We start from the raw sequence: 25,420 nt of genomic DNA, 5'->3' as shown, positions 1-25,420 counted from the left end.
GATCCGGCGGCGTCCGCGGACCCGCGCCGCGGCCCCGGGCCGGTGACGCCGGCACGCCGTGTCCGGCCCGGCGGCTCTCCGGGCGCCCGACCGCGCCGGGGTCCGTCCGGCCGCCGATCGTAGAATGGCAGGGCAGGCCATGGACCGGGCGGATACCGGCTCCACCCCCCGCCGGGACCGTCCGCGAACGGCCGGCCGCCATGCGCGACGAACCGGGGAGGAGGCCGACCGACATGTTCACCGGCCGATCCACCGCCCGCGGGCTTCCGCCGGCCTCCCTGTCCGCGGCGGCGGGAGTCTGCGCCCTGGCCCTGCTCGCCGCCTGCGGCGGCGACGCCCCGGAGGCGACCCCCGGCGCCGGGACGAGCGCTCCCGCGCCCGCCCCGAGCGTTCAGCCGACGACCGACTTCAACGACGCCGACGTGGCATTCGCCCGGATGATGATCCCGCTCGACGAGCAGGCCGTGGAGATGGCCCGGCTCGCCGCGGCCCGTGCCTCCGACCCGGGGCTCGCGGAGCTCGCGGCGGAGGCCGCCCGCGTCCGGAGCTCGGAGATCGCCGCCATGACCGGCTGGCTGGCGGCCTGGGGCAAGGCCGCCTCCGGGGAGGGTCCCGGGCAGGACGTACCCGGCCTGGCGACCGGGGCCGAGATGGCCGGACTGCGGCGGGCCGAGGGGGCGGAGTTCGACCGGAGGTTCGCCGAGCTGATGATCGGCCAGCACCGGGGCGCGGTCGAGATGGCCGCCGCCGAACGGGCGGAGGGCCTCAACCCCGCGGCCCGCCGGCTCGCCGAGACCGTCGGAACCTCCCGGCAGGCCGAGAGCGAGCGGCTGGAGAAGATCCTCGGCGGCGGCTGAGCCGCGCCCCCGCGGCGCCCCTGCCCGAGCCGTGGGCCACTCCCCCAGCGGGGCCCGGCCGGCGGGGCCCGGGCCACTCCGCCTCCGGGCGAGGTGCGGGCCGCGCCCCCTCCCCGGCCGGACCCGATGCCTGCGCACGGGGCACGGATCAGAGCTTCCGGACGATCTCGCAGCCGACCGGGGCGGGGTCGATCTCGTCCATGACGACCTCGTCGCCGCCGCCCCCGCCGCAGTCCAGCGCGGTCTCCCTGTCCAGGTCCTTGGCGAGGAGCCGGTCGGGACCGCCCTCGCCGTACAGCTGGTCGCCGGGACCCGAGACGCCGTCGATCGTGTTCCTGCCCGAGTTGCCGACCAGGATGTCACCGCCGTGCGGGGTGCCCACGATGTTCTCCACGTCGCTGCGGATGTCGTCGGAGTCGATGTTGCGGCCGTCGTCGGCGTTGTTGTCCAGGCTGACCCGCACCGACAGGTCGCTGCCCCGGTAGGAGACGGTGTCCGTCCCGGTGCCGCCGATGAAGGTGATCGACCGGGGCCTCGCCGACTTCGTGCCGGCCAGGAAGCCGTCCTGGCCGTCCCCTCCGTCGACGGTGCCGTTGATCGGGGCGCCGACGCTGAGGCTGTCGTTCAGATCCCCCATCGTCGCGGTGAACTCCGTGACGGCGGTCCCGCAGGCCACCGCCCTGGGGGTGAGCTGACGGCAGCCGGGCCCGCTCGCGAGCGGCGCGGTGTCGAAGACGGCGATCTCGCCGTTGAAGAGGCTGATGCCGGCGCTGCTGCTCGCGCCCGGGGCCGCGACGTAGACGAGCTTCGTCCCCTGCAGCGAGACGGTCCCCCCGGCGGCGGCCTGGGCCTGGCCGGTGTTCGGCAGGCCCGCGATCGCGAGGGCCGACAGCCCCGTCAGCGCGGCGGCTCGCAGGGAGGTCTTCCTGAGTCCCATGGTCTCTTCCTTCTCTTGCTCTCTTGTTCGTGCCGTTGACGCCCTGCAGTACCGCGCCGGACCGGCGGGCGGTTCCGCACTGTGCAGAAGGACGCGGAAGCGAGGATGACTCATGTCCCACCATGGGCGAAGCCGATGGAGGGATGGCGTCGACCATGGACGAGACCGGCCGGGCGCTCGCCCGGCGTTTCCGCGCGGGGGACGAGACCGCGCTGGCGGAGCTGTACACCGTGCACTCGGCACGGCTGCACGCCACCGCCCTGCGCCTGCTCGGCGACCCGGACCTGGCCGCCGAGGCGGTCCAGCGGGCGCTCGTCCGGGCCTGGCGGGCGGCTCCGGGGTTCGACGAGGAGCGCGAGCCGCTGCCCTGGCTGTACGCGATCGTCCGCCGTACCGCCCGCGACGTCCACCGGGACGCGCGCCGGGCCGCCGGCGGGCAGGTCGCCCTCGACGAGGCCGCGCACCTGGCCGCCGAGCCGCCCTGCCTGGAGCGGGAGTGGCTCGGCCTCCAGGTGCGGCGGGCCCTCACCCTGCTCCACCCGGACGAACGCGGGGTCCTGCGCATGGCCTACTACGACGGCATGACGCAGGCGGAGATCGCTCTGGAACTGGGCCTGCCGCTGGGCACGGTCAAGAGCCGCACCGCTCGCGCGCTGCGCCGGATCGCCGGTCTCCTGCACCACGTCGGCGGACCCCGGGCCGCCGCCCGGCCGCTCGGCACCGAGTGAGGCGTCCCGTCCCGCGCCGCGGTCGGCGGTGCTCCTGCGGAGCGCATCTCCACGGGGCACCGCCGTACGGCCCGCCCGGGCCCGGTGCCGTGTGTCCTCCGTCACCCTCAGGTTCCGCCGTAGACCGCCGATGCGGACACGGTGACCCTCAGTTCCGTGATGGACGATGCCCCGACCGCGCGGGTGGGCCGCGCGCCCCTGCTCGCGGCCGTGATCGTCCCGGTGATCACAGCATTGATCTTCCTGGGCGCCGACCGCATGCTCGGCCAGGTTCCGGCGTTCCTTCCGGCCTTCCTCGCACTGGTGTGGGGAAGCGACCTGCTCACCGCGTTCCTGCTGATCACCCAGTTCCTGGCGGGCGGCGACCGCCGGCTGCTGGCCCTGTCGTGCGCCTACCTGTGGTCGGCCGCCGTCATCGTGCCGCACGCACTGGTGTTCTCCGGCCTGTTCGCGCCCCAGGGACTGCTGGGCGCGACGCCGAGCAGCGCGCCGTGGCTGTGGACCGCCTGGCACACCGGCTTCCCCCTGCTGATCGGACTGGCGCTGGGGCCGTGGCCGCGCCGGCTGGAGGCCGCCCCGGCCCCTGCCGGGCGCCGGTGGCCGCTGGTCGCGCTCGCGTCCGGATCCATGGCGGCCGGGGCCGCCGTGGTCGCCTGGCTGGTGACGGCCCAGGCCGAGCACGTTCCCGTGATCATGGTCAACGGGGACTACCGCGTGCTGACCGAGCGGTTCGGAGCGGCCATCATCGCGGCGAACGCGGTCGGCCTGCTGCTGGCGGTCAGCCGTTTCCGGAGCGCCGTACGCGGCCTGGAGGCCTGGGCGGTGATCGCGGTGATCGCCTCCTGCGGGGACGTGCTGCTGACCCTGTTCGCCGGGGCGCGCTTCACCTTCGGTTGGTACGGCGCCCGGCTGCTGGCCCTGATCGCCGCCCTGGTGGTGTTCGCCGCGCTGATGCACCAGGTCACCGCCCTGTACCGGCGGGTGCGGCGGCACGCCGACGAGCTGGCCGCGCGCAACGCGCAGCTGCGGCAGGCCAACGCGCTGCGCGACCACCTCGTCGCGGTGGTCTCCCACGAGCTGCGCTCCCCGCTGACCGCGGTGCGCGGCTTCCTGGAGATCATCGAGGACCATCCCGGACTGGGCCCCGAACGCACCGGCCAGATGATCGCGCGCTCGCAGACCCTGCTGACCCGGCTGACCATGCTCACCGAGGACCTGCTGACCGTGCCGAGCCTCGAGGCGGGCGGGCTGCGGGTCGAGCCGCAACCGGTGGACCTGCGCCAGGCCATGGCCGAGTGCGCCGCCCTGTTCCCGGAGGCGTCGATCACCGTCGACTGCCCGGCCGGGCCGCCGGTGCTCGCCGACCCGCTCCGCCTGCAGCAGATCATCGGCAACTACGTGCGCAACGCGCTCAAGTACGGCGCGCCGCCGGTGCTCCTGCAGGCGCGCTTCGGCTCCGGAACGGTGGACATCCGTGTCCGCGACCACGGCACGGGCGTGCCGGAGAGGTTCGTCCCCCGGCTGTTCGAACGCTTCAGCCGGGCCGACGACCAGCGCACCCGCGGCATCGCCGGCACGGGCCTGGGGCTGTCGATCGTGGCCTCCCTCGCCGAGGCGCACGGCGGCCGGGCCTGGTACGACCCCGGCAGCGGCCCCGGCGCCTGCTTCGTGGTCACCCTGCCCCTGGCCGTCCAGGACCCCGCGCCGGCGGCGGCTTCACGCCATGAGCAGCCGGAGGCCGAGACCCGCTTCACGCCATGAGCAGCCGGAGGCCGAGATCCGCCGCGTCGAGGGCGGCGAGGTCGCCGTTGCGCTCGGCCCACCGGCCGGAGCCGAGGTCGTCGCCGAGGTTCCGCACCGCCCGCCGTTCGGCCTCCGGCCCGACCTTTGCCCACACCGACATCGCACGGCGCACGTGATCCTCCAGATACGCCGCCGGTCGGCGCCAGTACGCCTCGAACAGGCCGTCGGCGCAGTCCCACGGGACGGGCACCGGTTCGACGCGGGCGTCGATCGCGCCGGCCATCGCGGCGAGCGGGGGAAATCCCGCGAGGACGGTGGCGAACTCGGGCAGGTAGTCGCGGGTGAGCCAGAAGCGGTCCTGCCAGCCGGGCTCGTCGGTGTCGAACGTGAGCACCACCACGCGGCGGGCCACGCGCCGCATCTCACGCAGCCCCGCCATCGGGTCCCTCCAGTGGTGGACGGTGGAGACCGCCATCGCCGCGTCGAAGCACCGGTCCCCGAACGGCAGGCTCTCCGCTGCGGCGGCCACGCACGGCGCCGAGCCGGCGGGCCGCTGCCCCCGCATGACCGCCGACGGCTCCACCGCGGTCACGTCGCGATCGGCAGGCTCGTAGGAGCCGGTACCGGCCCCGACGTTCAGCACCGTCCGCGCGTCCCCGAGCGCGTCCCAGATCTGCGCGGCGATCCGCGGCTCGGTACGCCGTGTCGCGGTGTAGGCGCCGCCGATCGCGTCGTACAGCCGTGCGCCGGGCACCTCCGGTCGCTCCTCCGGTGTCACCTTCAGTCCCTTCGCCCGTGCCCCGAGTTCTCTCCTCGGCGTCGCCCCTCAGGGCCTTCCCCCGAGCAGCGCCGCGACCAGCACGGCCGGATCGGCGCCCGCGGGCCAGTCGCTGACCTGCCCGTCACCCACCTCGATCACTCGCCAGGCGCCGTCGGCCCGCCGTACCAGGTCGGTCGTGACGAACCGGACCCCCAGCTCCCGGACCGCCGCCCGCACCGCACCCAGGTCGCCGGGCCCGGCCGCCGCACCGTCCGGCTCGTCCGGATGGGGGCCGACGAACACCGGCTCCCCGTCGAGCCACCACACGCGCACCTGGGGACCCTGGAACTCCTCGAACCGGCGCACGACCAGCCCGCCCGCCAGGTCGTCGCCCTGCAGCTCCAGGAACCTGGCCGCCACCCGCTCCAGCGCAGCCGGGTCGGGGGCGTAGCACGCCTCCAGCCACTCGTGCTTGCGCGACTTGACGTAGTCCTTCACCACGAATCCGCCCGGTCCGAGGCCCGCCGTCAGCCGGGTCAGGAGCTCGCCCGGCGGCGGCGCCCCGCCCGGCTCCAGCGGCAGCACGACGGTCTCCGGCGTCAGCCCCCCGAAGCAGCCGATCCACCCGGGCAGCTCGTGGCCCGACCGGTAGGCGCGGGCGCCGGTGAGCAGCCGGCAGCCCCGCGCGAGCAGCGCCTCCTCCAGTTCGGCGTACCGCTCGGCCCGCAGCATCCAGCCCCGGTACCAGACCGGTCCGAACCCGACGGGCACCCGCGACACGGCCTCCCCGGCCCGGCCCGCCGCCACCGCGTCGTGGTCCACCAGCGCCAGCGGAGCGTCCGCCTCCCGCACGGCCCGTGCCTCCCGCTCGAAGTGCGGGTCGGCCCGCCGGGGCCGGAGCGGATCGGAGCAGAGCAGGAATCCCACGGTCATGACATGCAGGGTAAAGGCATTCCGTATAGGACGCATAGCAGACTAAATGTGTCAGATAGTACACATCATATAAAAAGCCATTAATATGACAAAGAGGGCTCAATGCGATAGAAACGACCCCCGTCACCCCCGCAGGCGGAGTCTCCGGACAGCGCCACCGGGGTCTGTCACATCCTTCACGTCGAGATCCGCCCGAGCCCTCGATGCCGCGATCCACAGTTCGCGGCGGGCTCACCCGAGCCGGAGAGGCCACCCATGGACGCTCGTCGCATCTCTGCGGGCGCACCCCGCGCCTTCCGTTTTGTTAGCGCTCACAATGGCGTGGGCACGCGTCCCGCCGCCGCCCCGGAGAGCCTCCCGAGCCGCGACGGTGATTCCCGACGTGACGGAGAGATCCCACGACCAACACCGAAAGGCTGGATAGTGACCTTGTCCACCGCTGCACGCCGAGCGTGCATCGCCGCATTCGCCCTGACGGCCCTCGCCGGCGGCACGCTCGCCGGAGTCCCCGCCTCGGCGGCGGCGGCCCCGGCCTCCGGGTCCTACGCCCTGGTCAACGCCGCCAGCGGCCTGTGCCTCGACGTCAAGGCCAAGAGCACCGCCGACGGCGCCCAGCTCGTCCAGTACGCCTGCAACGGCGGCGCCAACCAGACCTGGGCCCTGACCGACGTCACCGGCGGTCGGCGCCTGACCGCCGCCCACAGCGGCAAATGCGCCACCATCACCGGCGACAGCACCTCCGCCGGTAAAGCCGCCATTCAGCAGACCTGCAAGGCAAGCGCTTTCCACAACTGGCGGCTCGACCAGGTCTCCGGTAGCACCTACCGCGTCGTCAACCTCGGCAGCGCCAAGTGCCTCAACGTCAAGGACGCCTCCACCGCCGGCGGCGCCGCCGTCCAGCAGAACTCCTGCGACGGCTCCGCCGGCAAGCGCTGGACGCTGAAGCCCGCCGGCGGCGCCCCCGCGCCGGCCCCCACCGCGACCGCCAAGCCCACCGCCGAGCCGACGGCCGTCCCCACCGCCAAGCCGACCGCGACGCCCACGACCGCCCCGGCCGCGACGCCGCTGCCCGGCTGGCCCACCGCCAAGGGGCAGCAGCCGGTCACCGCCACCATCCCCGTCAGCGGTCCCTACGACGGCGGCATGAAGCGCTTCTACGGCTCCGGCAAGCTCGGCGGTGACGGCCAGAACGAGGGCCAGGACCCGATCTTCAAGCTCGCCGACGGCGCCGTCCTGCAGAACGTGATCATCGGTTCGCCCGGCGCCGACGGCATCCACTGCACAGGCACCTGCACGCTCAAGAACGTCTGGTGGGAGGACATCGGCGAGGACGCCGCCACCTTCAAGGGCACCAGCGCCTCCCAGACGATGACCATCGACGGCGGCGGCGCCAGGGCCGGCTCCGACAAGGTCTTCCAGCACAACGGTCCCGGCACCATGGTGCTGAAGAACCTGCGGGTGGAGAACTTCGGCAAGCTCTACCGCTCCTGCGGCAACTGCTCCAAGCAGTACGCCCGGCACGTGGTGGTCTCCAACGTGCAGGTGACCGCCCCGGCCAAGTCGCTCGTCGGGATCAACCCCAACTACGGCGACACCGCGAAGCTGTCGGCGATCACCATCGTCGGCGACTCCGGCAGGAAGATCGCGGTCTGCGACCGGTACAAGGGCGTCACCAGCGGTGAGCCCGGCAGGACCGGCACCGGCCCCGACGGCGTGAGCTGCCTGTACTCCGCCTCCGACATCACCTACAAGTAGGCCCTTCCGCGGGATCCGCTCGGGGGTAGAGCGCGGCGAGGGTGTGCGCGGTCTCGGCCATCCGGTGGCGGAGGCCGACCGGCTCCAGGACCTCGACCTCGGCGCCGAGTTTGAGGAACTCGGTCCGCGCGTGCGTCAGCGACTCGATGGGCACGGTGGCGGTGACCCAGCCGAGGCCGTCGGGTTCGCCGGCCGTCTCGGCCACGGCGCCGACCACGGCCGAACTCATCAGGTCGGAGAGGCGTTCCCGCCCTTCCGGCGAGATCCGGACCATCGCATGGCCCTGGAACAGCCGGGACCGGAAGTCCGCCAGGTGCGCGCTCCAGTGGCCGGCCAGGTCGAAGTCCTCGGGGCGTTCGAAGGTCTCGTCCGTCACCTCCAGCTCGAGCACCTGGTTGACCCGGTAGGTCCGCAGCGCGCCGTCGCACCGGGCCACGAGGTACCACCTCCCGGCCTTGAGGACCAGCCCGTACGGCTCCAGCACCCTGGTGACCTCGCACGGCTCGGCCCATCGCCGGTAGAGCACGCGGATGACCCGCCTGTCCCAGACGGCGCCCGCCACCTCGGGCAGATGCGGTACCCGGTCGCCGTCGTGGTACCAGCCGGGCGCGTCCAGGTGGAAGTGCTCCCGGATGCGCCGGGCCGCCTCCCGCAGGCCGGGCGGGAGCGCGGCCTCGATCTTGAGTTCGGCCGCGGCGGCCAGCGCGCCGAGGCCGAGTTCGGCGGCCGGTCCGGGCATCCCGGCCAGGAACACGGCCTGGGCCTCCTGCGCGGTCAGCCCGGTCAGGCGGGTCCGGAACCCGTCGAGGAGCCGGTAGCCGCCCCGGTGCCCGGCCTCGCCGTACAGGGGGATCCCCGCGCCGTGCAGCGACTCGACGTCGCGGTAGATCGTGCGGACGCTGACCTCCAGTTCGTCGGCGAGCTGCCGGGCGGTCAGCAGGCCGCGCGACTGGAGCAGCAGGAGGATGGAGAGAAGGCGGGAGGCGCGCACACCACTGACATTACGTGTCAGGGGAGAGGCCGTACGGTCCGGCCATGGTGTTCATCGAGAAGAACATGCGGCCGCTGGACCCGATCTCCGCCGGCGGCCGCCCCTACAAGCGCTACCACGTCGACACGCCCGACCGGCCGATCGAGCCGGAGGTCGAGAAGGCGGCCTACGAATATCTGCCGGCGCTCGTCCCCGCCCCCGCCGACGACTCCCCGGCCGGCTGGACCGTCCTCCACCGGGGCGGGGACACCGGCGCCTACCTGCTCGTCTACACCTGGGCCTGGGACAACGTGGTGGAGGTGCACACCGCCGCGGCCGGCCAGCCCGCCGTCGGGTGCCCCGACGAGGACCCCTCGAACTTCGTGCCCGAGACACGGCGCTGGGCCGGGTGCGTGTGGGAACTGCCCGCCCTGGAGTACGAGCGGGCCGCATGGGTCCGGCACATGTTCGCCGGAGACGCCCCGGACCTCGGCGGCTACCTCGCCGACACGCGCCCGGAAGGCCCGGTGGGACGGTGAACGACTTCAACCGCAGGCTGCTGAAGCGCGGCGTCGGGAGCGACGACTGGGAGGAGTTCCCCGGCCGGAGCGTCGCGCACGGCTTCGCCGGCCCGGACAGGGGCGGTCGGGGAGCCGCGGTGGGCCGGGTGCCCGGCCGGTTCCGGCAGGGCACCCGCCGGACCTGATGCGGCCGGCGCTGGATCGCGGCCGGCACTGGATCGCGGGCGGTGCGACGATCTACGCTCACTCCCGCACAGAGCGCGGCCGGCGCGCGTTCCCGGGCGAGGGGCGGGATCGCGGTGGTCCGGGCGCCGCGCGACAGCCGCGATCCCAGGAGCGCCCCATGCCGCGCCGAACCCCCGAGCCCGTCGGTGACCGGGACGCCCTGCTCCGCTCCGGCCCGTTCCACCTCGCCCTGCGGGCCTGCATCCGGGAGAGCGGGCTCTCGCTCGACCGGATCCGGGCCCGTCTCGCCCAGCGCGGGCTGACCGTCGCGCTGTCCACGTTGAGCGACTGGCAGCGGGGGCACCGGCGTCCCGGCGGCGAGCGGTCCCTGGAGGTGATCGCGGCCCTGGAGCACGTGCTCGGCGTCCCCGAACGGGCGCTGGCCGAACTGCTGCGGCCCGGCCCCGAACCGGACCGGCGGCCCGGGACGCCCGGTGAGCCGCCCGGTCCGCTCCCCGGGCCGCGCGAGCAGGACCTGACCGTCCTCAGCCGACACCAGACGGTGACCATCGACGCCGCGGGGCGTCGCACCTCGGTGTGGACGCGCACCCTGATCAGGGCCCGCCGGCGCGGGGTGGACCGCTACGTGGACCGCTCCCCCGCCGCTCCGGGCGCGGACCCCCGGACGTGCGAGATCCTCGCGCTGGAGAACTGCCGCCTGGGCGAGGTCCGGCGGCAGGGACCGGCACCGGCCGCGGAACTCCTGTTCGACCAGGTGCTCCGCCGCGGGGAGAGCTGGGCCTTCGCGTGGGAGGTCCGCGATCGCCCGCCCGCCCCCTGCACCGGTCACGAGTACGGCGTGCACCGGCCGGTGGGGCAGCTCCTGGTCGAGGTGCGGTTCGATCCGCTGGCGCCGCCCGAGCAGTGCCACTCCTACACCCGCCGCCTCCCGGGCGGCGAGCCGTGCCACGCCGGAGCGCTGGTGCCGAACGCGCACGGCACCGTGCACCTGACGGCCGTCGACCTGTCCTCGGGGGCGGTGGGCATCTCCTGGCGCTGGCCGTCCCGCTGAAAATCCTCACCTGACCCGAAATTTCGCACCTTGACCGGTCATGGTCACGGGGATACGTTCACCTCGAATTAATAGGAAAGCTTCTTATTAATTCATTCCCCCCATGCAGGCAGGAGAGGTGAAGCCGTGCGCAACAGACTCACTTTGAAACTCTTAGCCATGATCGCGGCCATGGCGCTCCCCTTCGGCGCCGCCGTCACCATGGCCCCCGGCGCGTACGGCGCCGCCGCCGTGCCGATCCGGGTCAACTCGGGCGGCGCGGCCGTCACCGACGGCTCGGGCGTGCAATGGTCCGCCGACAAGGCCTACACCGGCGGCGACTGGGGCTACCAGACGAGCTACGGGACCAACACGACCGGCAGCCCGATCGCCGGCACCACCGACGACTCCCTCTACCAGAGCTACAACACCTTCAACGGCTGGAGCGGCTACCGCTTCGACGTGCCCGACGGCACCTACCAGGTGACGCTGAAGATGGTGGAGGACTGGGCCAACGGCGCCGGCCAGCGCAGGTTCGACGTCCGCGCCGAGGGCGCCGGCGTGCTGACCGCCTTCGACATCTTCGCCGCCTGCGGCCGGCTGACCGCCTGCGACAAGTCCTTCCCGGTGACGGTCACCGACGGCGCCCTCGACGTGCAGTTCAACATGAACGGCGGAGCCAACTACGCGACCGTCTCGGCGATCTCGGTGACCGCCGGGTCCGGCGGCGACACCCCGCCGACCGCCCCCGGTGACCTGCGCTCCACCGCGGCCTCCGCGACCAGCGTCTCCCTGGCGTGGGAGGCCTCCACCGACGATGCCGGCGTCACCGGTTACGAGGTCTACCGCGGCGGCACCCTCGTGGCCACCGTCACCGGCACCGGCCACACCGACACCGGCCTGACCCCCAGGACCGAGTACGCCTACACGGTCAAGGCCCGCGACACCGCCGGCCAGCGCTCCGCCGCCAGCAACGAGATCAAGGTCACCACCGCGGACGACGGCGGCGACACCGAGAAGCCGAGCGTCCCGGGCAACCTGCGAGCCGGCACCGTCACCGCCGACACCGTCGCACTGGCCTGGAACGCCTCCACTGACAACGTCAAGGTCACCGGTTACGAGGTCTACCGCGGCGGCACCCTCGTGGCCACCGTCACCGGCACCGGCCACACCGACACCGGCCTGACCCCGAAGACCGAGTACGCCTACACGGTCAAGGCCCGCGACGCCGCCGGCAACCGCTCCGCCGCCAGCAACGAGATCAAGGTCACCACCGCGGAGCGCGGCACCGGCGGGAACAAGCTGCTGGGCTACTTCACGAACTGGGGCGTCTACGGCCGCAACTACCATGTGAAGAACATCGTGACCAGCGGCTCGGCATCCAAACTGACCCACATCAACTACGCCTTCGGCAACGTCCAGGGCGGCCGGTGCACCATCGGCGACGGCTTCGCCGACTACGAGAAGGCCTACACCGCCGGCCAGAGCGTCGACGGCGTCGCCGACACCTGGGACCAGCCGCTGCGCGGCAACTTCAACCAGCTCCGCAAGCTGAAGAAGGCCCACCCGAACATCAAGATCCTGTACTCCTTCGGCGGCTGGACCTGGTCCGGCGGGTTCGGCCAGGCCGCGGCCAACCCGGCCGCGTTCGCCAAGTCCTGCCACGACCTGGTCGAGGACCCGCGCTGGGCCGACGTGTTCGACGGCATCGACATCGACTGGGAGTACCCCAACGCCTGCGGCCTGACCTGCGACACCAGCGGCCCGGCCGCGCTCAGGAACCTGATGGCGGCGCTGCGCGCCGAATTCGGCTCCGGCAGCCTGGTCACCGCCGCCATCACCGCCGACGGCACCTCCGGCGGCAAGATCGACGCGGCCGACTACGCCGGCGCCGCCCAGTACGTCGACTGGTACAACGTCATGACCTACGACTTCTTCGGCGCCTGGGCCGCTCAGGGCCCGACCGCGCCGCACTCCCCGCTGACCACCTACGACGGCATCCCGATCACCGGCTTCGACAGCGACACCGCCGTACAGAAGCTGAAGAGCAAGGGCGTCCCGGCGAGCAAGCTCCTGCTGGGCATCGGCTTCTACGGCCGCGGCTGGACCGGCGTGACCCAGGCCGCCCCCGGCGGCACCGCGACCGGTCCCGCCCCCGGCACCTACGAGCAGGGCATCGAGGACTACAAGGTCCTCAAGACCAGGTGCCCGGCCACCGGCACGATCGCCGGCACCGCTTACGCCCACTGCGGCAACCAGTGGTGGAGCTACGACACCCCGGCCACCATCGGGGGGAAGATGGGCTACTCCAAGAACCAGGGCCTGGGCGGCGCGTTCTTCTGGGAGCTGAGCGGTGACACCGCCGGCGGCGAGCTGATCAACGCGATGAAGACCGGTCTCGGATAGGCAGGGCATCGTCCGTCACGCCGGTCACCGTCCCCGTCGATGGGGACGGTGGCCGGCCCGTTCTCCCCGAACGCGCCGGCCCCGCGAACCCCGCCCGCGCCGTACCGGTCCGGCGCGGTCGCCGTCAGCGGCGTGCCGGACGGCGCCCTTGTCCCGGGCCGGCCTGCCACCCAGGGCAAGCCGCTTGCAATCCTGCCTACAACGCTTGCAGTCCCGCCTTCAAGCCGGGTGAAAGCGGTCCGTCGCACGCTGTGCCCAGTCGCAGACGGAAAGGATTCACCATGAACACCGCTCGCGCCCTGGCCGGATTCTCCATCGCCGGCGCCATGGTTCTGGCCCCCGCCGCCGCTCACGCCACCGCCGGTCCCGCCACGGGCACGTCGGACGCGCGCGCCGCGCAGGCCGCCGCCCCCACCCAGTGGGGTCCCCACCACGCCGCCGGCCGCAGGGCCAGGGCGGCCGGCTCGCTGACGGCCACCGCGAAGGACGATCCCGGCAAGCCCGCCGGCCGCGTCACGGTCACCGGCAGCGTCACCGACCTGACCGCCGGCTCCTCTACCTGCGGCTGGGCCGTCTTCCGCGTCTCCACCGCGGACGCGACCGGCGGGGTGACCCTCAAGCAGCGCAGCTACCGCACCTGCACCCACGGCAAGCCGCTGAAGTTCGCGTTCTCCCACAAGAAGGTCTACCACGTCGAGCTCAAGGTGTGCGCCGGGGCCAAGGCGGCCAAGCCGTCCCTCACCTGCCTGTACGCCGGAACCTGGAAGCCTCTCTACACCTACTACGCATGATCGTTCCATCGGGCGGACAGACCGCGCGAAGCCGTTGCCGCACCTGCTGCGGGTACGGTCGGCCTGGCTTCACCAGTCGCGAGCGGCGATCAGCTCTTCCACGTCCGCCTCCGCGAACCCGTATGCCGCGGCCACGAAGCAGAAGTCTTCGGCGATCACCTCTCGCGCGACGGTCTCGATCTCGCTGCCGGCCGCCTCGAACTCCGCCTCCAGCGCGTTGAACTCCTGCGTGGCGACCTCCGTGAGCGCGTACAGGGCCGACAGGTCCAGCGGCTGCTCGGCCTCGATCCGCTCGCACAGCCCCAGCAGGATCGCTCTTCCCCGGTCGACGACGTGATCGGGGAAGTACGCGTCGTCGTACATCCCCTTGAGGAACGCGTGGCCGAGCACCTGCTGATTCACCGGCGGCACTGTGGTCTCCCCTTCGCTGCGTGGACAGATGTCGCAATACTGCACTGCGCCACCGACAGCACCCGCCAGGCCGCGAGCCGGGGTCGGCGGTGGAGGACGCCGTCCCCCTCGCGATGCGGGAGGCGAACGCCGCGTTGCCCGCGGCGGCCTGGTCGTGCACGGCGGTGTCGGCCGGTGCCACGAAATCGGCCAGTGTCGTGGCGGTCCCGCAGCAGCACGGCGGTGCTGGACCGTCGGCTACTTCTGGTGGATCTGGATCCGATGGCCGTCCGGGCCTTCCACATGCGCATACGTGCCCCACGGTGCTTCGATCGGATCGGTGACCGTGACCCCCGCGTTCCGGAGTTCACCGACCGTCGCCCGGATGTCGTCGCACGTGAAGGTGAGGTACGCCCCCTCTCCGGGCTGCTTCCCCGATGCCGCGGCGTCGTGGATGGCCATCGCTGTCTGGCCGTTCGGCGGGGTCACCTCGATCCAGCGCGTTCCTTCCGGCATCTCCGCGTCGGCGGTCTTCTTGAAACCGAGCTTTCCGACGTAGAAGTCCACGGACTCCTGCTGATCACTGACGTAGAGCACGGCCACACCGATATGCGTGATCACGGCGACTCCCGAAGTCGAGATCTTGACAGATGCCAGGGTACGACAGACCGGGTCAGCGGCTGGGCGCGTCCACCCCGGGCACGGCGCTCACCGCCTGCGGCGGTGCGGTCGCCGGCCGTCTGCCCGGCATGCCCAGCGCGACGAGCATGCCGATGAACGCGAGGGCGGCGACGGTGCCCATTCCCGCCGAGAACCCGTCGCTGAACTCCTCGGCCGACGCGTAGCCTCCGGCACCCGCGAAGACGGCGACCGTGACGGAGGTGCCGAACACCCCGCCGAACATCCGCAGCGTCATGAACACGCCGGACGCCTGGCCGATCTCCTCGGGCCGCACCGCGCCGACCACCGCCTTCTGCGCCGCGGGCATGGCCATGGTCAGTCCGGCACCGCCGACCACCAGCGCGGGCAGGATTTCGAGGTAGCCCGTGCCGGTGTCGGCGACCACGGCGATCCAGCCCATGCCCAGCGTCTGCAGCAGCAGTCCTCCGGCCACGAACGCCCGCTCGCCGGCCTTGTCGGCCAGCCGGCCGGCGAGCGGCGCGCACACCATCAGCGTCCCGGTCCACGGCATCAGCCGCAGGCCGGCACCGAGCGGTCCTTCACCGTGCACGGTCTGGAAATACTGCGCGAGGAAGAACATCGTGCCGTACAGCGAGGCGAACACGCAGAAGTTCGCCGGGTTGGCCGTGGCGAACGCCCTCGACCTGAAGAACCGCATCGGCAGCATCGGAGTCTTCGCACGTCGTTCCCAGAGCACGAAGACGATCACCAGCACGACACCGAGCAGCAGCGCGCCCAGTACCTCCGCGCTGCCCCAGCCCGCCGCGTTCCCGCGGACCAGTGCCCAGACGACGCCGAAAGCACCCAGGGTCACGAGCGCGGCCCCTACCAGGTCGAGCCGGCCGTTCGGGCCGAGACTCTCGCCGATGCGCCGAGCCGCGAGCAGGGCCGCGACCACCCCGACCGGCAGGTTCAGCCAGAAGATCCACTGCCAGGCCAGGCCTTCGGAGACGACACCGCCGACGAACGGGCCGCTGAACGTCGCCAGACCGGTGATGCCCAGGTACAGCCCCATCGCCCGGCCCCGCTGCCGCGGGGGGAACATCGCACTGATCAGGGTGAGCGACAGCGGCAGTACCAGCGCGGCACCGGCGCCCTGCAACGCCCGGGCCGCGACCAGAGCGGTGATGTTCGGGGACAGCGCGCAGGCCGCCGACGCGACGGTGAACACCGCCATTCCGGCGACGAACATCCTGCGGCGGCCGAACCGGTCGCCCAGTGCCGCTCCGGTCGGCAGCAGCACCGCGAACGTCAGGTTGTACGCGTTGACGGTCCATTCGAGTGATTCGAGTGACGCCGTCAGATCCTGCCGGATCGTGCCGAGAGCCGTCGTCACGACCAGGCTGTCCAGGGCCATCATGAACGACGCCAGTGAGGCGATACCCAGCACCCATGCCTGCTCGGACGTCATCCGTCCGCTGTCACCTCTCACCGCTTCTTCTTTCTGCTCGGGTCTTCTCCGGCCACGCGGCCGGACGCCGTTCGCCGGAATCCTGCGGGTCCGCCGTCTGTTTCCACGCGTGTCTTTCCAGGCACGGCTTTCTGGGCGTGCTCCGCGGGCACGCCGCCGGATACGCGCGCCGGACCTCCGGTCTCCGCACGGCCGATCATGCGCGCAGCGATCGCGGGAGTCCGAAGATCTCCAGTAACGAGTTGTCGTGGAACCGCGTCAGCGCGGTGATCCGGTCGCGGGTGAGGGTCAGCACGAGCACTCCGTGCGCGTGCAGGATCGGCGTCCGCGGATCGCGCAGGTAGCAGCCGAACGCCGGTTGGCCGTTCGCCCGCGTCGCGATCAGCGTGTATCGCAGGCCGTCGCGCAACGCGACCGTGGCCAGGAAGTTCCGGATGGCGTCCGGGCCCCGGTATTCCAGCGGCAGCGGCGGCATGGTCAGCCACGCGTCGTCCGTCAGCAGGGCCACGATGGCGTCGACGTCTCCGGCCTCGAATGCGCGGACGAAGTCAGCCACGATGCGGCGCTCCCGCGGTGATTCCGGCAGCGGGGCGCTCTCCGGTCCAGGACCCGGTAGTTCGTCGTCCAGTCCGCGTCGTGCCCGTTTCAGGGCACCGGTCACCGCGTTCTCGGTCGTACGGAGAATGTCGGCCACCTCGGCGGCCCGGAATCCCAGCACGTCCCGTAGCACCAGTACGGCTCTCTGCTTCGGCGGCAACCGCTGCAGCGCCGCCAGGAACGCCAGTGACACCGACTCCCTGATCTCGTATCGCGCTTCCGGCCCGGGCACGCGATCGGCGATCCCGTCGAGCAGCACATCGGGGTACGGCTCCAGCCAGCTCGGTTCCGCCCGGTGGTGCGACGGCTCGGGCAACGGGATCTCCGGTCGGCGGGCCGCGTGTTCGTGCGGACGGCGGGTGCCGGTCCGCAGGGCGTTGAGACAGCGGTTGGTCGCGATCCGGTAGAGCCACGTCCTCACCGACGCGCGTTCCTCGTAGCCGCCGATCCCGCGCCACGCCGCCAGCAGCGTCTCCTGCAGCAGATCCTCGGCGTCCTGCACCGAGCCGAGGATGCGGTAGCAGTGCACCTGGAGCTCACGCCGGTACGGCTCGACGAGCTCGCGGAACGCCTCACCGTCTCCTCCGCGCGCCAGCGCCAGCAGATCCCCGGCCGGGCGCCGGTCATGGGCCGAGGCACCGGTCTTCCCGGCCGGCGGGGTTCCTGGCATGTCGCCTCCTTCTCTTCTGCGGTTCCTTCTCGGACGGATAGGACACCACCGGGGCCGGAAAGTGGTCGGTGCGCGTCGGTGGCGCCGCGACCGGCTCCCAGGAGGCGCTCGCGGCGCGCCGGGGCGTCCCGGCCGGGGACCGCGTCCGGTGAACCGGCGGTGAGCGGGAATGAGGACGGCATGACCACCGCAGAAGTGCACCATCCGCTCTTCGCCCGCTGCTACGCCCGGCTCAGCCGGGTCGTGGAGGACAGAGGACTGGCCGCACACCGCCGGGCGCTGCTGGCGGGCCTGTCCGGACGGGTCATAGAGGTGGGGGCCGGGAACGGGCTGAACTTCGCCCACTATCCTCCGGCCGTCACCGGGGTGCTCGCGGTCGAGCCGGAACCGCGGCTGCGCCGCCTGGCCCGTGCCGCCGCCGCGGTGGCGCCGGTTCCGGTCGAGGTGACCGACGGCCTCGCCGAACACCTGCCCGCCGCCGACGGGGCCTTCGACGCGGCGGTGGCGGCGCTGGTGCTGTGCTCGCTGCCCGACCCGCACGCGGGACTGGCCGAGATGCGCCGGGTACTGGCCGGCGGCGGGCGGCTGCGCTTCCTGGAGCACGTGCGCGCCGGCTCGGCCGGGATGGCCCGGGTGCAGCGGCTGCTGGACGCCACCGTCTGGCCCCGCCTGGCCGGCGGCTGCCACACCGGGCGCGACGCCGCCGGGCTGATCGAGCAGGCCGGATTCACCATCACCGACCTGGAGCGCTTCGTGTTCCCCCGGGTGCGCACGCCGATGTCCTTCTTCGTCCGGGGAAGCGCCCGCCCCGCCACCCTCACCTGTTCGCCAGAGTCCTGAAGCGACCGGCCGGAATCCCCGTGGCGCCGTACACATCGAACCAAGCGCTTGCTACGCTCCGTCCATGACGTCCACGATCGTCTGGGGAACCGGCAACGTCGGCCGCGCGGCCATCCGCGCCGTCGAGGCCCATCCCGCGCTGGAGCTCACGGCCGTGATCGTCCACGACCCCGGCAAGGTCGGCCGGGACGCGGGCGAGCTCGGCGGACTCGGCCACGACCTCGGGATCGCGGCGACCGACGACGTCGGCGCGGTGCTCGCGACCAGCCCCCGGGCCGTGGTGTACGCGGCGTCCGGCGACATCCGCCCCGACGGGGCGCTCGCCGACATCACCCGGGCGATCCGGGCCGGGGCCGTGGTCGTCACCCCCTCGGTGTACGCGCTCTACGACCAGCGCAACGCCCCGCCGGAGCTGCGGGAACCGGTGCTGTCCGCCATCGCGGACGGCGGCGGCTCGCTGTTCGTCTCCGGCGTCGACCCCGGCTGGGGCAACGACGTGCTGCCCCTGCTGATCAGCGGGCTCGGCACCGTCGTGGACGCGGTCCGCTGCCAGGAGATCTTCGACTACTCCACCTACGACCAGCCGGACTCGGTCCGGTACCTCGTCGGCATGGGCCAGCCGATGGACTACGAGCCGCCGATGATCGCGCCGACGGTCCCGGCCATGGTCTGGGGCGGGCAGGTACGGCTGATGGCCCGGGGACTCGGCGTCGAGCTCGACGAGATCCGCGAGACCGTGGAGCGGCGCCCGCTCGACGCCACGGTGCGCACCGCGTCGATGGGCGCGTTCGAGGCCGGCACCCAGGGCGCGGTCCGGTTCGAGGTGCAGGGCGTCGTCGGGGGCGAGCCCCTCATCGTCGTCGAGCACGTCACCCGCATCCACCCGTCCTGCGCGCCGGACTGGCCGACGCCGCCCGACGGGGCCGGGGCGCACCGGGTGATCATCGAGGGCCGCCCCCGCATCGAGGTCACGGTCGAGGCCGTCGACGAGGGCGGGAACCGGTCCGCGGGCGGGAACGCCACCGCGGTCGGCCGGCTGGTGGGCGCGGTCGACTGGCTCCTGGAGGCGGAACCCGGGCTCTACGACGCGCTCGACGTCCCGCTGCGTCCCGCGACCGGCAGGCTCGGAAGGAAACGGCCGTGAACATCGACGTCCCCGAGGGCAAGGACCCGATCGCGTACGTGTGGGGCGAGATGGTCCCCGGTATCGGAGCCGCCGCCTCGCACTTCTCGCTGTCGGTGTACGCCCATACGACCCTGGGGCTCCGCGAGTTCGAGGCCGCGCGGCTGCGGATCGCGCAGATCAACGGGTGCGCCTTCTGCCTCGACTGGCGGACGGAGCGGGACGGGCGCAAGGTCGAGGAAGGGTTCGCCGACGCGGTGGCCGCCTGGCGCACCACCGGCGCCTTCGACGACCGCACCCGGCTGGCCGCCGAGTACGCCGAACGGTACGCCCTGGACCACCACGGCCTCGACGACGCGTTCTGGACCCGGATGACCGCGCACTACAGCCAGACCGAGATCGTGGAACTGAGCATGAGCATCGGCGCCTGGCTGGCGTTCGGCCGGCTCAACCATGTGCTGGGCCTGGACACCGCGTGCGTGCTGCCCGGCGGCTCCGCACCGTCTCCCCGGCGGTAGACGCCCCGGATCCCCCGAGCGGCGGACACCCCCGGCACCCCCGCCCCCGCCCCGCCCCCGGCTAGGCCCCGAACGACCGACACCCGAGCGACACACGCCCTGACCCGGCGCTCACGTATAGGCGAACGCGCCCGAGCCGCCTCCGCGCGCGGAGCGGCCCGCCGCGCGACATGCACGACCGGTCTCGTTTCGTCGAGGGTGAGGAACCGAACATGAGCAGCACCGCCCCGGACGGCCCCGTCTCCAGCGGCATCTCCCGCCGCGGCTTCATCGCCGGAACCGGCTCCGTCCTGGGAATCGCGGCCCTTTCGGGGCGCGCCACCGCGGCCCGGGCGGAGACCGCCCGCGCCGCCGCCCCGATCGCCTCCGGGGCCCACGTCCCGGCGCTGGTGATCGGCACCGGATACGGCGGCTCCGTCGCCGCCCTGCGTCTCGCCCAGGCGGGCGTCGACGTGCACATGATCGAGATGGGCATGGCCTGGGACACCCCGGGCTCCGACGGCAAGATCTTCTGTAACACGCGCGAGCCGGACTACCGGTCCTACTGGCTGCGCACCCGGACCAAGGCCCCGCTCAACTACTTCCTCGGCCTCCCGATCGACCGGGACATCCCCCGCCACACGGGCATCCTGGACGCCGAGGAGTTCGGCGGCATCACGGTCTACCAGGGCCGCGGAGTCGGCGGGGGGTCGCTGGTCAACGGCGGCATGGCGGTCACCCCCAAGCGGGAGAACTTCGGCGCCGTCCTGCCGTCGGTGGACGCCGACGAGATGTACGACGTCTACTACCCGCGCGCCAACGCCGGGCTCGGGGTCGGCACCGTCGACCCGGCCTGGTTCGACTCCACCGCCTGCTACCAGTACTCCCGGGTCGGCCGCAAGCACGCCCAGCGCTCCGGCTTCCCGTTCGTCTTCGTGCCGGACGTGTACGACTGGGACTACATGGAGCAGGAGGCGGCCGGGACCGTTCCCAGGTCGGCGCTGGCGGGCGAGATCCTCTACGGCAACAACCACGGCAAGAAGTCGCTGCAGCAGACCTACCTGGCCCGGGCGAGGGCCACCGGCAGGGTGACCGTCTCACCGCTGCACCGGGTCACCTCGGTCGCTCCCGCGGCCGGCCGCTACACCGTCGTCATCGACCAGCTGAACACCACCGGAGACACCACGGCCGTCAAGACCGTGACCGCGGACAGGGTGTTCTTCGCCGCCGGCAGCGTCGGCACCAGCAAGCTGCTGGTCAGGCTGAAGGCCACCGGCGTGCTGCCCGGCCTGAACGGCGAGATCGGCAGGGGCTGGGGCGACAACGGCAACGTCATGTGCGGCCGCGCCAACCACCTGTGGGACCCGACCGGCGCCCTGCAGTCGGCCATCCCCTGCTCCGGCATCGACAACTGGGCCGCCGGCGGCGCGTTCGCCGAGGTCGCGCCGCTGCCCACCGGGATCGAGACCTTCGCCTCGTTCTACCTGTCCATCACCAGGAACCCGCACCGCGCCGAGTTCTCCTGGAACGCCGCGGCGGGCAGGGTCGACCTGAACTGGCAGACCTCCTGGAAGCGGCCGTCCATCGACATGGCCAGGACCATCTTCGACAGGATCAACTCCAGGGAGGGGACCATCTACCGGACCGACCTCTTCGGCGTCTACAAGATCTGGGGCGACCACCTCACCTACCACCCGCTCGGCGGCGCGGTGCTGAACAGGGCCACCGACAACTACGGCAGGCTCACCGCCTACCCGGGCCTGTACGTCGTCGACGGCGCGCTGATCCCCGGCAACACCACCGTCAACCCGTTCGTCACCATCACGGCGCTCGCCGAACGGAACATCGAGAGGATCATCGCCACGGACCTGTGACGGCGGTTCGGCACGTACGGGACTACGGCGCGGTCAGGGTGGCCAGCGCGCGCTCCGGCTCCCAGTGGGCGCGGAGCGAGGTGATCAGCCCCGACTCGTCGACGGTGTAGACGATCACGCAGTCGACCGTCATGACCGCGCCGCCGTCCAGCGTCATGGTGATGGAGACGACGTTGGCGCAGCACGGCCCGTTGGCGAAGGAGTCCGCGACCCGGAAGCGGAACCCGAGCACCGAGCCGATGTTCCCGTCCCAGAACCGCCCGATCCCGTCGCGGCCGCGGTGCCCCTTCCCCCCGGGGTCCAGCGTCGAGGGCCCGACGGGGTCCTCCACCAGGGCGTCCGGCGCGAACAGCCCGAGCCAGTCCTCCCTGCGCCCGGCGGCGACGGCCGCCATGGACGAGCGCGCGGCCCGGCGCGCGGGGTGGTCACCGTACGGCGCGTCCCAGATGACGGCGGCGGAGTCGCTCACACGAAAAACTGTAACCTGTTATTGAAAATCATCAAGGGCCGGTCTTCGCGATGACCGACTCGGCGAAGCGCTCCAGGTGCTCGATCTTCCTGCTCAGCGGCTCGGTGTCCGGGCCCTTGACGTACGGGTTCCGGAAGCCGACGACCAGGTCGGTGACACCCTTGTCGGCCAGCCGCCTGACCCCGTCCGCCGTGTACGCGTCGGCGGAGATCGCGTGGATCTCGAAGGGCCGACCGGCGGTGCCGTACTCCGCGCGCAGGGCGGCCAGCCTGGCCAGCAGCGCGTCCAGCTCGGCGGCGTCGCCCCCGCCGTGCATCCAGCCGTCGCCGAGGCGGGCGGCCCGGCGCAGCGCCCCCTCGCTGTGCCCGCCGACCAGGATCGGGATCGGCTCGGCGGGGACCGGGGACATCTTCACCGGAGGCAGGTCGTAGAACTCGCCGTGGTACTCGAAGTAGCCGCCGCCCGTCAGGCCGCGGACGACCTCGATGGCCTCGTCCATCCGCCGGCCGCGCCGCGCCCACGGGACCCCCATCGCCGCGAAGTCCTCGGGCCACGGGCTGAGCCCGACGCCGAGACTCAGCCGGCCGCCGGTCAGGAAGGCGATCGAGCCCGCCTGCTTGGCCACCAGCACCGGCGGGCGGACCGGCAGCTTGAGCACGAACGGGGTGAACCGGATCGTCGAGGTCACCGCCCCCATGGCCGCGATCAGGACGAACGTCTCGACGAAGCTCTTGTCCTCCAGGAACGCCCGGTCGCCGTCCGCGGTGTACGGATAGCCGGCCTCGGACTCCTCCGGGTAGACCAGGGAGTCGGCCACGCTGACGCTCGCGTATCCCGCGGCCTCGGCGGCCCGGGCCAGCGGCAGGTGGTACGACGGGTCGGTCATGGCCTCGGCATAGGTGAACCGCATGAGCCCAGATAACAATAGAACACGTTATAGTTCAATGCCCGAACCGGGGCGGCGCGGCGGGCCGGACCGGATGCGGTGCCGAATTCCACGGGATGTCCCTCAGCTCCGGCCACTTCTCTGCCGAAAGGACGTTCATGCGGAAATCCATGCGCTTCTCTCTTCGGCTCGGACACCGGTTGATGATCCTGGGTATGGGCGGTGTGCTGACCACCGCCCTGGTCCTGGTCGGAGTCGGGGCCTGGCAGAGCGCCCGGTTCAGCGACCGGGCCTCGGCGAGCATCGCGGAGCTCACCACCGCCGACCTCGACCACGTGACCAGCGGCGTGAGCCGGCTGGTCGCCACCGTCGGGGCGTCCGTGCAGAAGTCCGTCAACGCCAACATGGCGATCGTCGCGGGCGAGCTCGCCGAGCGGGGGATCCGCTTCACCGGCGGGCCGGTGACCTGGCAGGCCACCGACCAGGTCACCAAGCGGACGCACCGCGTCGTGCTGCCGCGGGCCTCCGTCGGCGGCACCTGGCTCGGGCAGAACACCGACCAGGACGAACCGACACCGTTCGTCGACGACGTGCGGGAGACGGTCGGCGGCACCATCACGGTGTTCCAGCGCATGAACGCCGAAGGCGCGCTGCTGCGCGTCGCGACCAACGTGCCCGACGCGTCGGGCGGGCGGGCCATCGGCACCTACATCCCCGCCGTCGGCGCCGACGGCAAGCCCAACGCCGTCGCGGCCGCGATCAAGGCGGGCAAGTCCTACCGCGGTGTCGCCAAGGCCGTCGACACCTGGTACGTCACGGCCTACGACCCCATCCGTGACTCCTCGGGCCGCGTCACGGGCGCGGTGTACTACGGGGTGCCGCAGGCCGAGGCGATCGAGCAGCTCACCGACGCCGTCTCCCAGACCAGGGTCGGCGCGAACGGCGCGGTGACGGTGTACAGCAGCGCCGCCGCGGACCGCGGCAGGGTGATCGCCTCATCGGCCCGCTCCGCCGCCGGCACCACCGACCTGACCGCCACCGACGCCGACGGCCGCCGCTACGTCGAGGAGATCACCGCGAAGGCACCCGGCCTCGCCGAGGGCCAGGTGTGGCGGGCCGGCTACCGGCTGCCCGGCGCCGGCGGTGCTCCCGCGGCGGCGACCACGGTCAACGTCTCCTCCTACGCGCCGTACCAGTGGGCGATCGCGGTGGCCGGATACGGGCCGGACTACGACGCGGCCGCCGCCGACATCGGCGACGGACGCCGGGCGATGCTCGTCGCGTTCGTCGTCGCCGGCCTACTGATGGCGGTCGCCGGAGGCGGGCTGGCCGTACTGTGGGCGCGGCGTCTGAGCGGACGGGTCGGCAGGCTGACCGACGCCCTGAGCTCCGTCGCCGCCCGGGACCTCACCGTGACGGTGCACGAGGACGGCTCCGACGAGATCGCCCGGATGGGCCAGGCGCTCAACACCGCCGTGGCGGAGCTGAGGCTGCTGCTGTCGGACATCGCCGGCAGCGCCGGCGAGGTGACGGACGCGGCGGCGCAGGTCTCGCAGGTCGGCGCGGAGCTGTCCGGCTCGGCCGAGCAGGCCGCCGACCAGGTGGGTGCGGCGGTGGGCGCCGCGCAGGAGGTCTCCCGCAACGTGGAGACCGTGGCCGCCGGTTCCCAGGAGATGGGCGCCTCCATCGCGGAGATCTCCGGCAACGCCCACGAGGCCGCCCAGGTCGCGGGCGGCAGTGTGGAGCTGGCCCGGCACGCCTCCGAGACGGTCGCCAAGCTCGGCGCCTCCAGCGCCCAGATCGCCGACGTGGTGAAGGTGATCACCGGTATCGCCGAGCAGACCAACCTGCTGGCGCTCAACGCCACGATCGAGGCCGCGCGTGCCGGTGAAGCCGGCAAGGGCTTCGCGGTCGTGGCGGGCGAGGTCAAGGACCTGGCCCAGGAGACGGCCAAGGCCACCGACGACGTCTCCGCGCGGGTGTCCGCGATCAAGGCCGACACCCGGCAGGCGGTCGAGGTCATCGGGGCGATCTCCCAGTCCATCGCGCGGGTGAACGACTTCCAGTCCGCCATCGCCGCCGCGGTCGAGCAGCAGACCTCGACCACCCGGGAGATGAGCCGCAACGTCGGCCAGGCGGCGGCCGGAAGCGGGGAGATCGCGCGCAACCTGGACGGCGTCGCGGTCACGGTCGACACGACCCGTACCGCCGTCCGGCTGACCCGGCAGGCCTCGCAGCAGCTGGACGGGACCGCCCGGCAGCTGAACGAGCTGGTCACCCGCTTCCGGCTGAGGTGACCAGGGGGCGCCGCCGTCACGGCGGCGCCCCGTACCGCCTTCCGGCGCTCCGGAAATAACCGCTCCCC

The 25,420-nt window shown here is 72.6% G+C and carries 24 protein-coding genes; 14 read left to right on the top strand and 10 right to left on the bottom strand.

What is annotated here, in order from left to right:
• The first annotated feature begins 233 nt into the window (after positions 1-233).
• A complete protein-coding gene (locus tag IEZ07_RS24305; RefSeq protein ID WP_191896849.1) occupies positions 234-857 on the top strand; it encodes a DUF305 domain-containing protein in 624 nt (207 codons plus the stop codon).
• Between the two features lie 148 nt (positions 858-1,005).
• Here IEZ07_RS24305 and IEZ07_RS24300 read toward each other — a convergent pair whose 3' ends face one another.
• Positions 1,006-1,794, bottom strand: a complete 789-nt coding sequence (locus IEZ07_RS24300; RefSeq protein ID WP_191896848.1) for a hypothetical protein — start codon at positions 1,792-1,794, stop codon at positions 1,006-1,008.
• Positions 1,795-1,937: 143 nt separating this feature from the next.
• On the opposite strand from IEZ07_RS24300, the gene IEZ07_RS24295 reads away from it, so the two are divergent.
• Positions 1,938-2,522 carry an RNA polymerase sigma factor gene (locus tag IEZ07_RS24295; protein WP_191896847.1) on the top strand — a complete coding sequence of 195 codons (585 nt, stop codon included), beginning with the start codon at positions 1,938-1,940 and terminating at the stop codon, positions 2,520-2,522.
• Positions 2,523-2,681: 159 nt separating this feature from the next.
• Positions 2,682-4,283 carry a sensor histidine kinase gene (locus IEZ07_RS24290; RefSeq protein ID WP_239320382.1) on the top strand — a complete coding sequence of 534 codons (1,602 nt, stop codon included), beginning with the start codon at positions 2,682-2,684 and terminating at the stop codon, positions 4,281-4,283.
• Here the strand turns inward: IEZ07_RS24290 and IEZ07_RS24285 are convergent.
• Entirely contained in the window at positions 4,273-5,019 is a 747-nt protein-coding gene (locus tag IEZ07_RS24285) for a class I SAM-dependent methyltransferase (RefSeq protein ID WP_204054522.1), read from the bottom strand. The genes IEZ07_RS24290 and IEZ07_RS24285 overlap by 11 nt on opposite strands.
• A gap of 72 nt (positions 5,020-5,091) precedes the next feature.
• Positions 5,092-5,958 carry an ATP-grasp domain-containing protein gene (locus IEZ07_RS24280; RefSeq protein ID WP_191896845.1) on the bottom strand — a complete coding sequence of 289 codons (867 nt, stop codon included), beginning with the start codon at positions 5,956-5,958 and terminating at the stop codon, positions 5,092-5,094.
• Positions 5,959-6,387: 429 nt separating this feature from the next.
• On the opposite strand from IEZ07_RS24280, the gene IEZ07_RS24275 reads away from it, so the two are divergent.
• A complete protein-coding gene (locus IEZ07_RS24275) occupies positions 6,388-7,713 on the top strand; it encodes a pectate lyase (protein ID WP_204054521.1) in 1,326 nt (441 codons plus the stop codon).
• Here IEZ07_RS24275 and IEZ07_RS24270 read toward each other — a convergent pair.
• Positions 7,700-8,704 (bottom strand): helix-turn-helix transcriptional regulator, encoded by a 1,005-nt coding sequence (locus IEZ07_RS24270; protein WP_191896843.1) that lies wholly within the window; start codon positions 8,702-8,704, stop codon positions 7,700-7,702. The genes IEZ07_RS24275 and IEZ07_RS24270 overlap by 14 nt on opposite strands.
• Before the next feature lie 44 nt (positions 8,705-8,748).
• Here IEZ07_RS24270 and IEZ07_RS24265 point away from each other — a divergent pair, with 44 nt between their 5' ends.
• From IEZ07_RS24265 to IEZ07_RS24245, 5 genes are all read left to right on the top strand, one after another.
• The gene (locus tag IEZ07_RS24265; RefSeq protein WP_191896842.1) at positions 8,749-9,222 is read left to right on the top strand and encodes a hypothetical protein; all 474 of its coding nucleotides are present in this window, start codon (positions 8,749-8,751) and stop codon (positions 9,220-9,222) included.
• On the top strand, positions 9,219-9,389 hold the full coding sequence (locus IEZ07_RS24260) for a hypothetical protein (protein WP_191896841.1): 171 nt from the start codon (positions 9,219-9,221) through the stop codon (positions 9,387-9,389). The genes IEZ07_RS24265 and IEZ07_RS24260 overlap by 4 nt, the downstream gene beginning before the upstream one ends.
• A gap of 158 nt (positions 9,390-9,547) precedes the next feature.
• Complete coding sequence (locus IEZ07_RS24255) at positions 9,548-10,441, top strand: helix-turn-helix domain-containing protein (RefSeq protein WP_191896840.1); 894 nt, start codon at positions 9,548-9,550, stop codon at positions 10,439-10,441.
• Positions 10,442-10,600: 159 nt separating this feature from the next.
• Complete coding sequence (locus IEZ07_RS24250; RefSeq protein WP_191896839.1) at positions 10,601-12,826, top strand: glycosyl hydrolase family 18 protein; 2,226 nt, start codon at positions 10,601-10,603, stop codon at positions 12,824-12,826.
• A 281-nt stretch (positions 12,827-13,107) separates the two neighbouring features.
• Positions 13,108-13,617 (top strand): hypothetical protein, encoded by a 510-nt coding sequence (locus tag IEZ07_RS24245; RefSeq protein ID WP_191896838.1) that lies wholly within the window; start codon positions 13,108-13,110, stop codon positions 13,615-13,617.
• Between the two features lie 69 nt (positions 13,618-13,686).
• Here the strand turns inward: IEZ07_RS24245 and IEZ07_RS24240 are convergent, their stop codons facing one another.
• From IEZ07_RS24240 to IEZ07_RS24225, 4 genes are all read right to left on the bottom strand, one after another.
• Entirely contained in the window at positions 13,687-14,019 is a 333-nt protein-coding gene (locus IEZ07_RS24240) for a DUF5713 family protein (protein WP_307729036.1), read from the bottom strand.
• A gap of 246 nt (positions 14,020-14,265) precedes the next feature.
• Positions 14,266-14,610 carry a VOC family protein gene (locus tag IEZ07_RS24235; protein WP_239320367.1) on the bottom strand — a complete coding sequence of 115 codons (345 nt, stop codon included), beginning with the start codon at positions 14,608-14,610 and terminating at the stop codon, positions 14,266-14,268.
• 70 nt (positions 14,611-14,680) lie between these two features.
• On the bottom strand, positions 14,681-16,120 hold the full coding sequence (locus IEZ07_RS24230; protein WP_301549344.1) for an MFS transporter: 1,440 nt from the start codon (positions 16,118-16,120) through the stop codon (positions 14,681-14,683).
• Positions 16,121-16,295: 175 nt separating this feature from the next.
• Complete coding sequence (locus tag IEZ07_RS24225) at positions 16,296-17,366, bottom strand: sigma-70 family RNA polymerase sigma factor (protein ID WP_191896835.1); 1,071 nt, start codon at positions 17,364-17,366, stop codon at positions 16,296-16,298.
• A 180-nt stretch (positions 17,367-17,546) separates the two neighbouring features.
• Here IEZ07_RS24225 and IEZ07_RS24220 point away from each other — a divergent pair, with 180 nt between their 5' ends.
• The 4 genes from IEZ07_RS24220 (at position 17,547) to IEZ07_RS24205 (ending at position 21,700) form a co-directional block, all read left to right on the top strand.
• Complete coding sequence (locus IEZ07_RS24220; RefSeq protein ID WP_191896834.1) at positions 17,547-18,206, top strand: class I SAM-dependent methyltransferase; 660 nt, start codon at positions 17,547-17,549, stop codon at positions 18,204-18,206.
• Between the two features lie 64 nt (positions 18,207-18,270).
• Positions 18,271-19,350: an NAD(P)H-dependent amine dehydrogenase family protein gene (locus IEZ07_RS24215; protein WP_191896833.1), complete on the top strand. Its 1,080-nt coding sequence runs from the start codon at positions 18,271-18,273 to the stop codon at positions 19,348-19,350.
• A complete protein-coding gene (locus IEZ07_RS24210; protein ID WP_191896832.1) occupies positions 19,347-19,847 on the top strand; it encodes a carboxymuconolactone decarboxylase family protein in 501 nt (166 codons plus the stop codon). The genes IEZ07_RS24215 and IEZ07_RS24210 overlap by 4 nt, the downstream gene beginning before the upstream one ends.
• Before the next feature lie 212 nt (positions 19,848-20,059).
• Positions 20,060-21,700 (top strand): GMC oxidoreductase, encoded by a 1,641-nt coding sequence (locus tag IEZ07_RS24205; protein WP_191896831.1) that lies wholly within the window; start codon positions 20,060-20,062, stop codon positions 21,698-21,700.
• A gap of 22 nt (positions 21,701-21,722) precedes the next feature.
• On the opposite strand, the gene IEZ07_RS24200 is transcribed toward IEZ07_RS24205, so the two are convergent.
• Together IEZ07_RS24200 and IEZ07_RS24195 are read right to left on the bottom strand one after the other, a co-directional pair.
• Positions 21,723-22,169: a nuclear transport factor 2 family protein gene (locus tag IEZ07_RS24200; protein WP_204054520.1), complete on the bottom strand. Its 447-nt coding sequence runs from the start codon at positions 22,167-22,169 to the stop codon at positions 21,723-21,725.
• Between the two features lie 31 nt (positions 22,170-22,200).
• A complete protein-coding gene (locus IEZ07_RS24195) occupies positions 22,201-23,079 on the bottom strand; it encodes a TIGR03619 family F420-dependent LLM class oxidoreductase (protein ID WP_191896830.1) in 879 nt (292 codons plus the stop codon).
• Between the two features lie 191 nt (positions 23,080-23,270).
• On the opposite strand from IEZ07_RS24195, the gene IEZ07_RS24190 reads away from it, so the two are divergent.
• Positions 23,271-25,352 (top strand): methyl-accepting chemotaxis protein, encoded by a 2,082-nt coding sequence (locus IEZ07_RS24190; protein WP_204054519.1) that lies wholly within the window; start codon positions 23,271-23,273, stop codon positions 25,350-25,352.
• Positions 25,353-25,420 lie beyond the last annotated feature (68 nt).

This window comes from Planomonospora parontospora (genome assembly GCA_014647935.1).
GTDB classification, from domain to species: Bacteria; Actinomycetota; Actinomycetes; order Streptosporangiales; family Streptosporangiaceae; genus Planomonospora; species Planomonospora parontospora.
The sequence above is the reverse complement of the archived record's forward strand: the minus strand, read 5'-3'. Positions and strand labels throughout refer to the sequence as shown.

Excerpts from the sequence above, each read along its gene's own strand:
- IEZ07_RS24305 (WP_191896849.1), top strand. The coding sequence starts at position 234 with ATGTTCACCGGCCGATCCACCGCCCGCGGGCTTCCGCCGGCCTCCCTG.
- IEZ07_RS24300 (WP_191896848.1), bottom strand. The coding sequence starts at position 1,794 with ATGGGACTCAGGAAGACCTCCCTGCGAGCCGCCGCGCTGACGGGGCTG.
- IEZ07_RS24295 (WP_191896847.1), top strand. The coding sequence starts at position 1,938 with ATGGCGTCGACCATGGACGAGACCGGCCGGGCGCTCGCCCGGCGTTTC.
- IEZ07_RS24290 (WP_239320382.1), top strand. The coding sequence starts at position 2,682 with ATGGACGATGCCCCGACCGCGCGGGTGGGCCGCGCGCCCCTGCTCGCG.
- IEZ07_RS24280 (WP_191896845.1), bottom strand. The coding sequence starts at position 5,958 with ATGACCGTGGGATTCCTGCTCTGCTCCGATCCGCTCCGGCCCCGGCGG.
- IEZ07_RS24265 (WP_191896842.1), top strand. The coding sequence starts at position 8,749 with ATGGTGTTCATCGAGAAGAACATGCGGCCGCTGGACCCGATCTCCGCC.
- IEZ07_RS24255 (WP_191896840.1), top strand. The coding sequence starts at position 9,548 with ATGCCGCGCCGAACCCCCGAGCCCGTCGGTGACCGGGACGCCCTGCTC.
- IEZ07_RS24250 (WP_191896839.1), top strand. The coding sequence starts at position 10,601 with ATGATCGCGGCCATGGCGCTCCCCTTCGGCGCCGCCGTCACCATGGCC.
- IEZ07_RS24245 (WP_191896838.1), top strand. The coding sequence starts at position 13,108 with ATGAACACCGCTCGCGCCCTGGCCGGATTCTCCATCGCCGGCGCCATG.
- IEZ07_RS24225 (WP_191896835.1), bottom strand. The coding sequence starts at position 17,366 with ATGCCAGGAACCCCGCCGGCCGGGAAGACCGGTGCCTCGGCCCATGAC.
- IEZ07_RS24220 (WP_191896834.1), top strand. The coding sequence starts at position 17,547 with ATGACCACCGCAGAAGTGCACCATCCGCTCTTCGCCCGCTGCTACGCC.
- IEZ07_RS24215 (WP_191896833.1), top strand. The coding sequence starts at position 18,271 with ATGACGTCCACGATCGTCTGGGGAACCGGCAACGTCGGCCGCGCGGCC.
- IEZ07_RS24205 (WP_191896831.1), top strand. The coding sequence starts at position 20,060 with ATGAGCAGCACCGCCCCGGACGGCCCCGTCTCCAGCGGCATCTCCCGC.
- IEZ07_RS24195 (WP_191896830.1), bottom strand. The coding sequence starts at position 23,079 with ATGCGGTTCACCTATGCCGAGGCCATGACCGACCCGTCGTACCACCTG.
- IEZ07_RS24190 (WP_204054519.1), top strand. The coding sequence starts at position 23,271 with ATGGGCGGTGTGCTGACCACCGCCCTGGTCCTGGTCGGAGTCGGGGCC.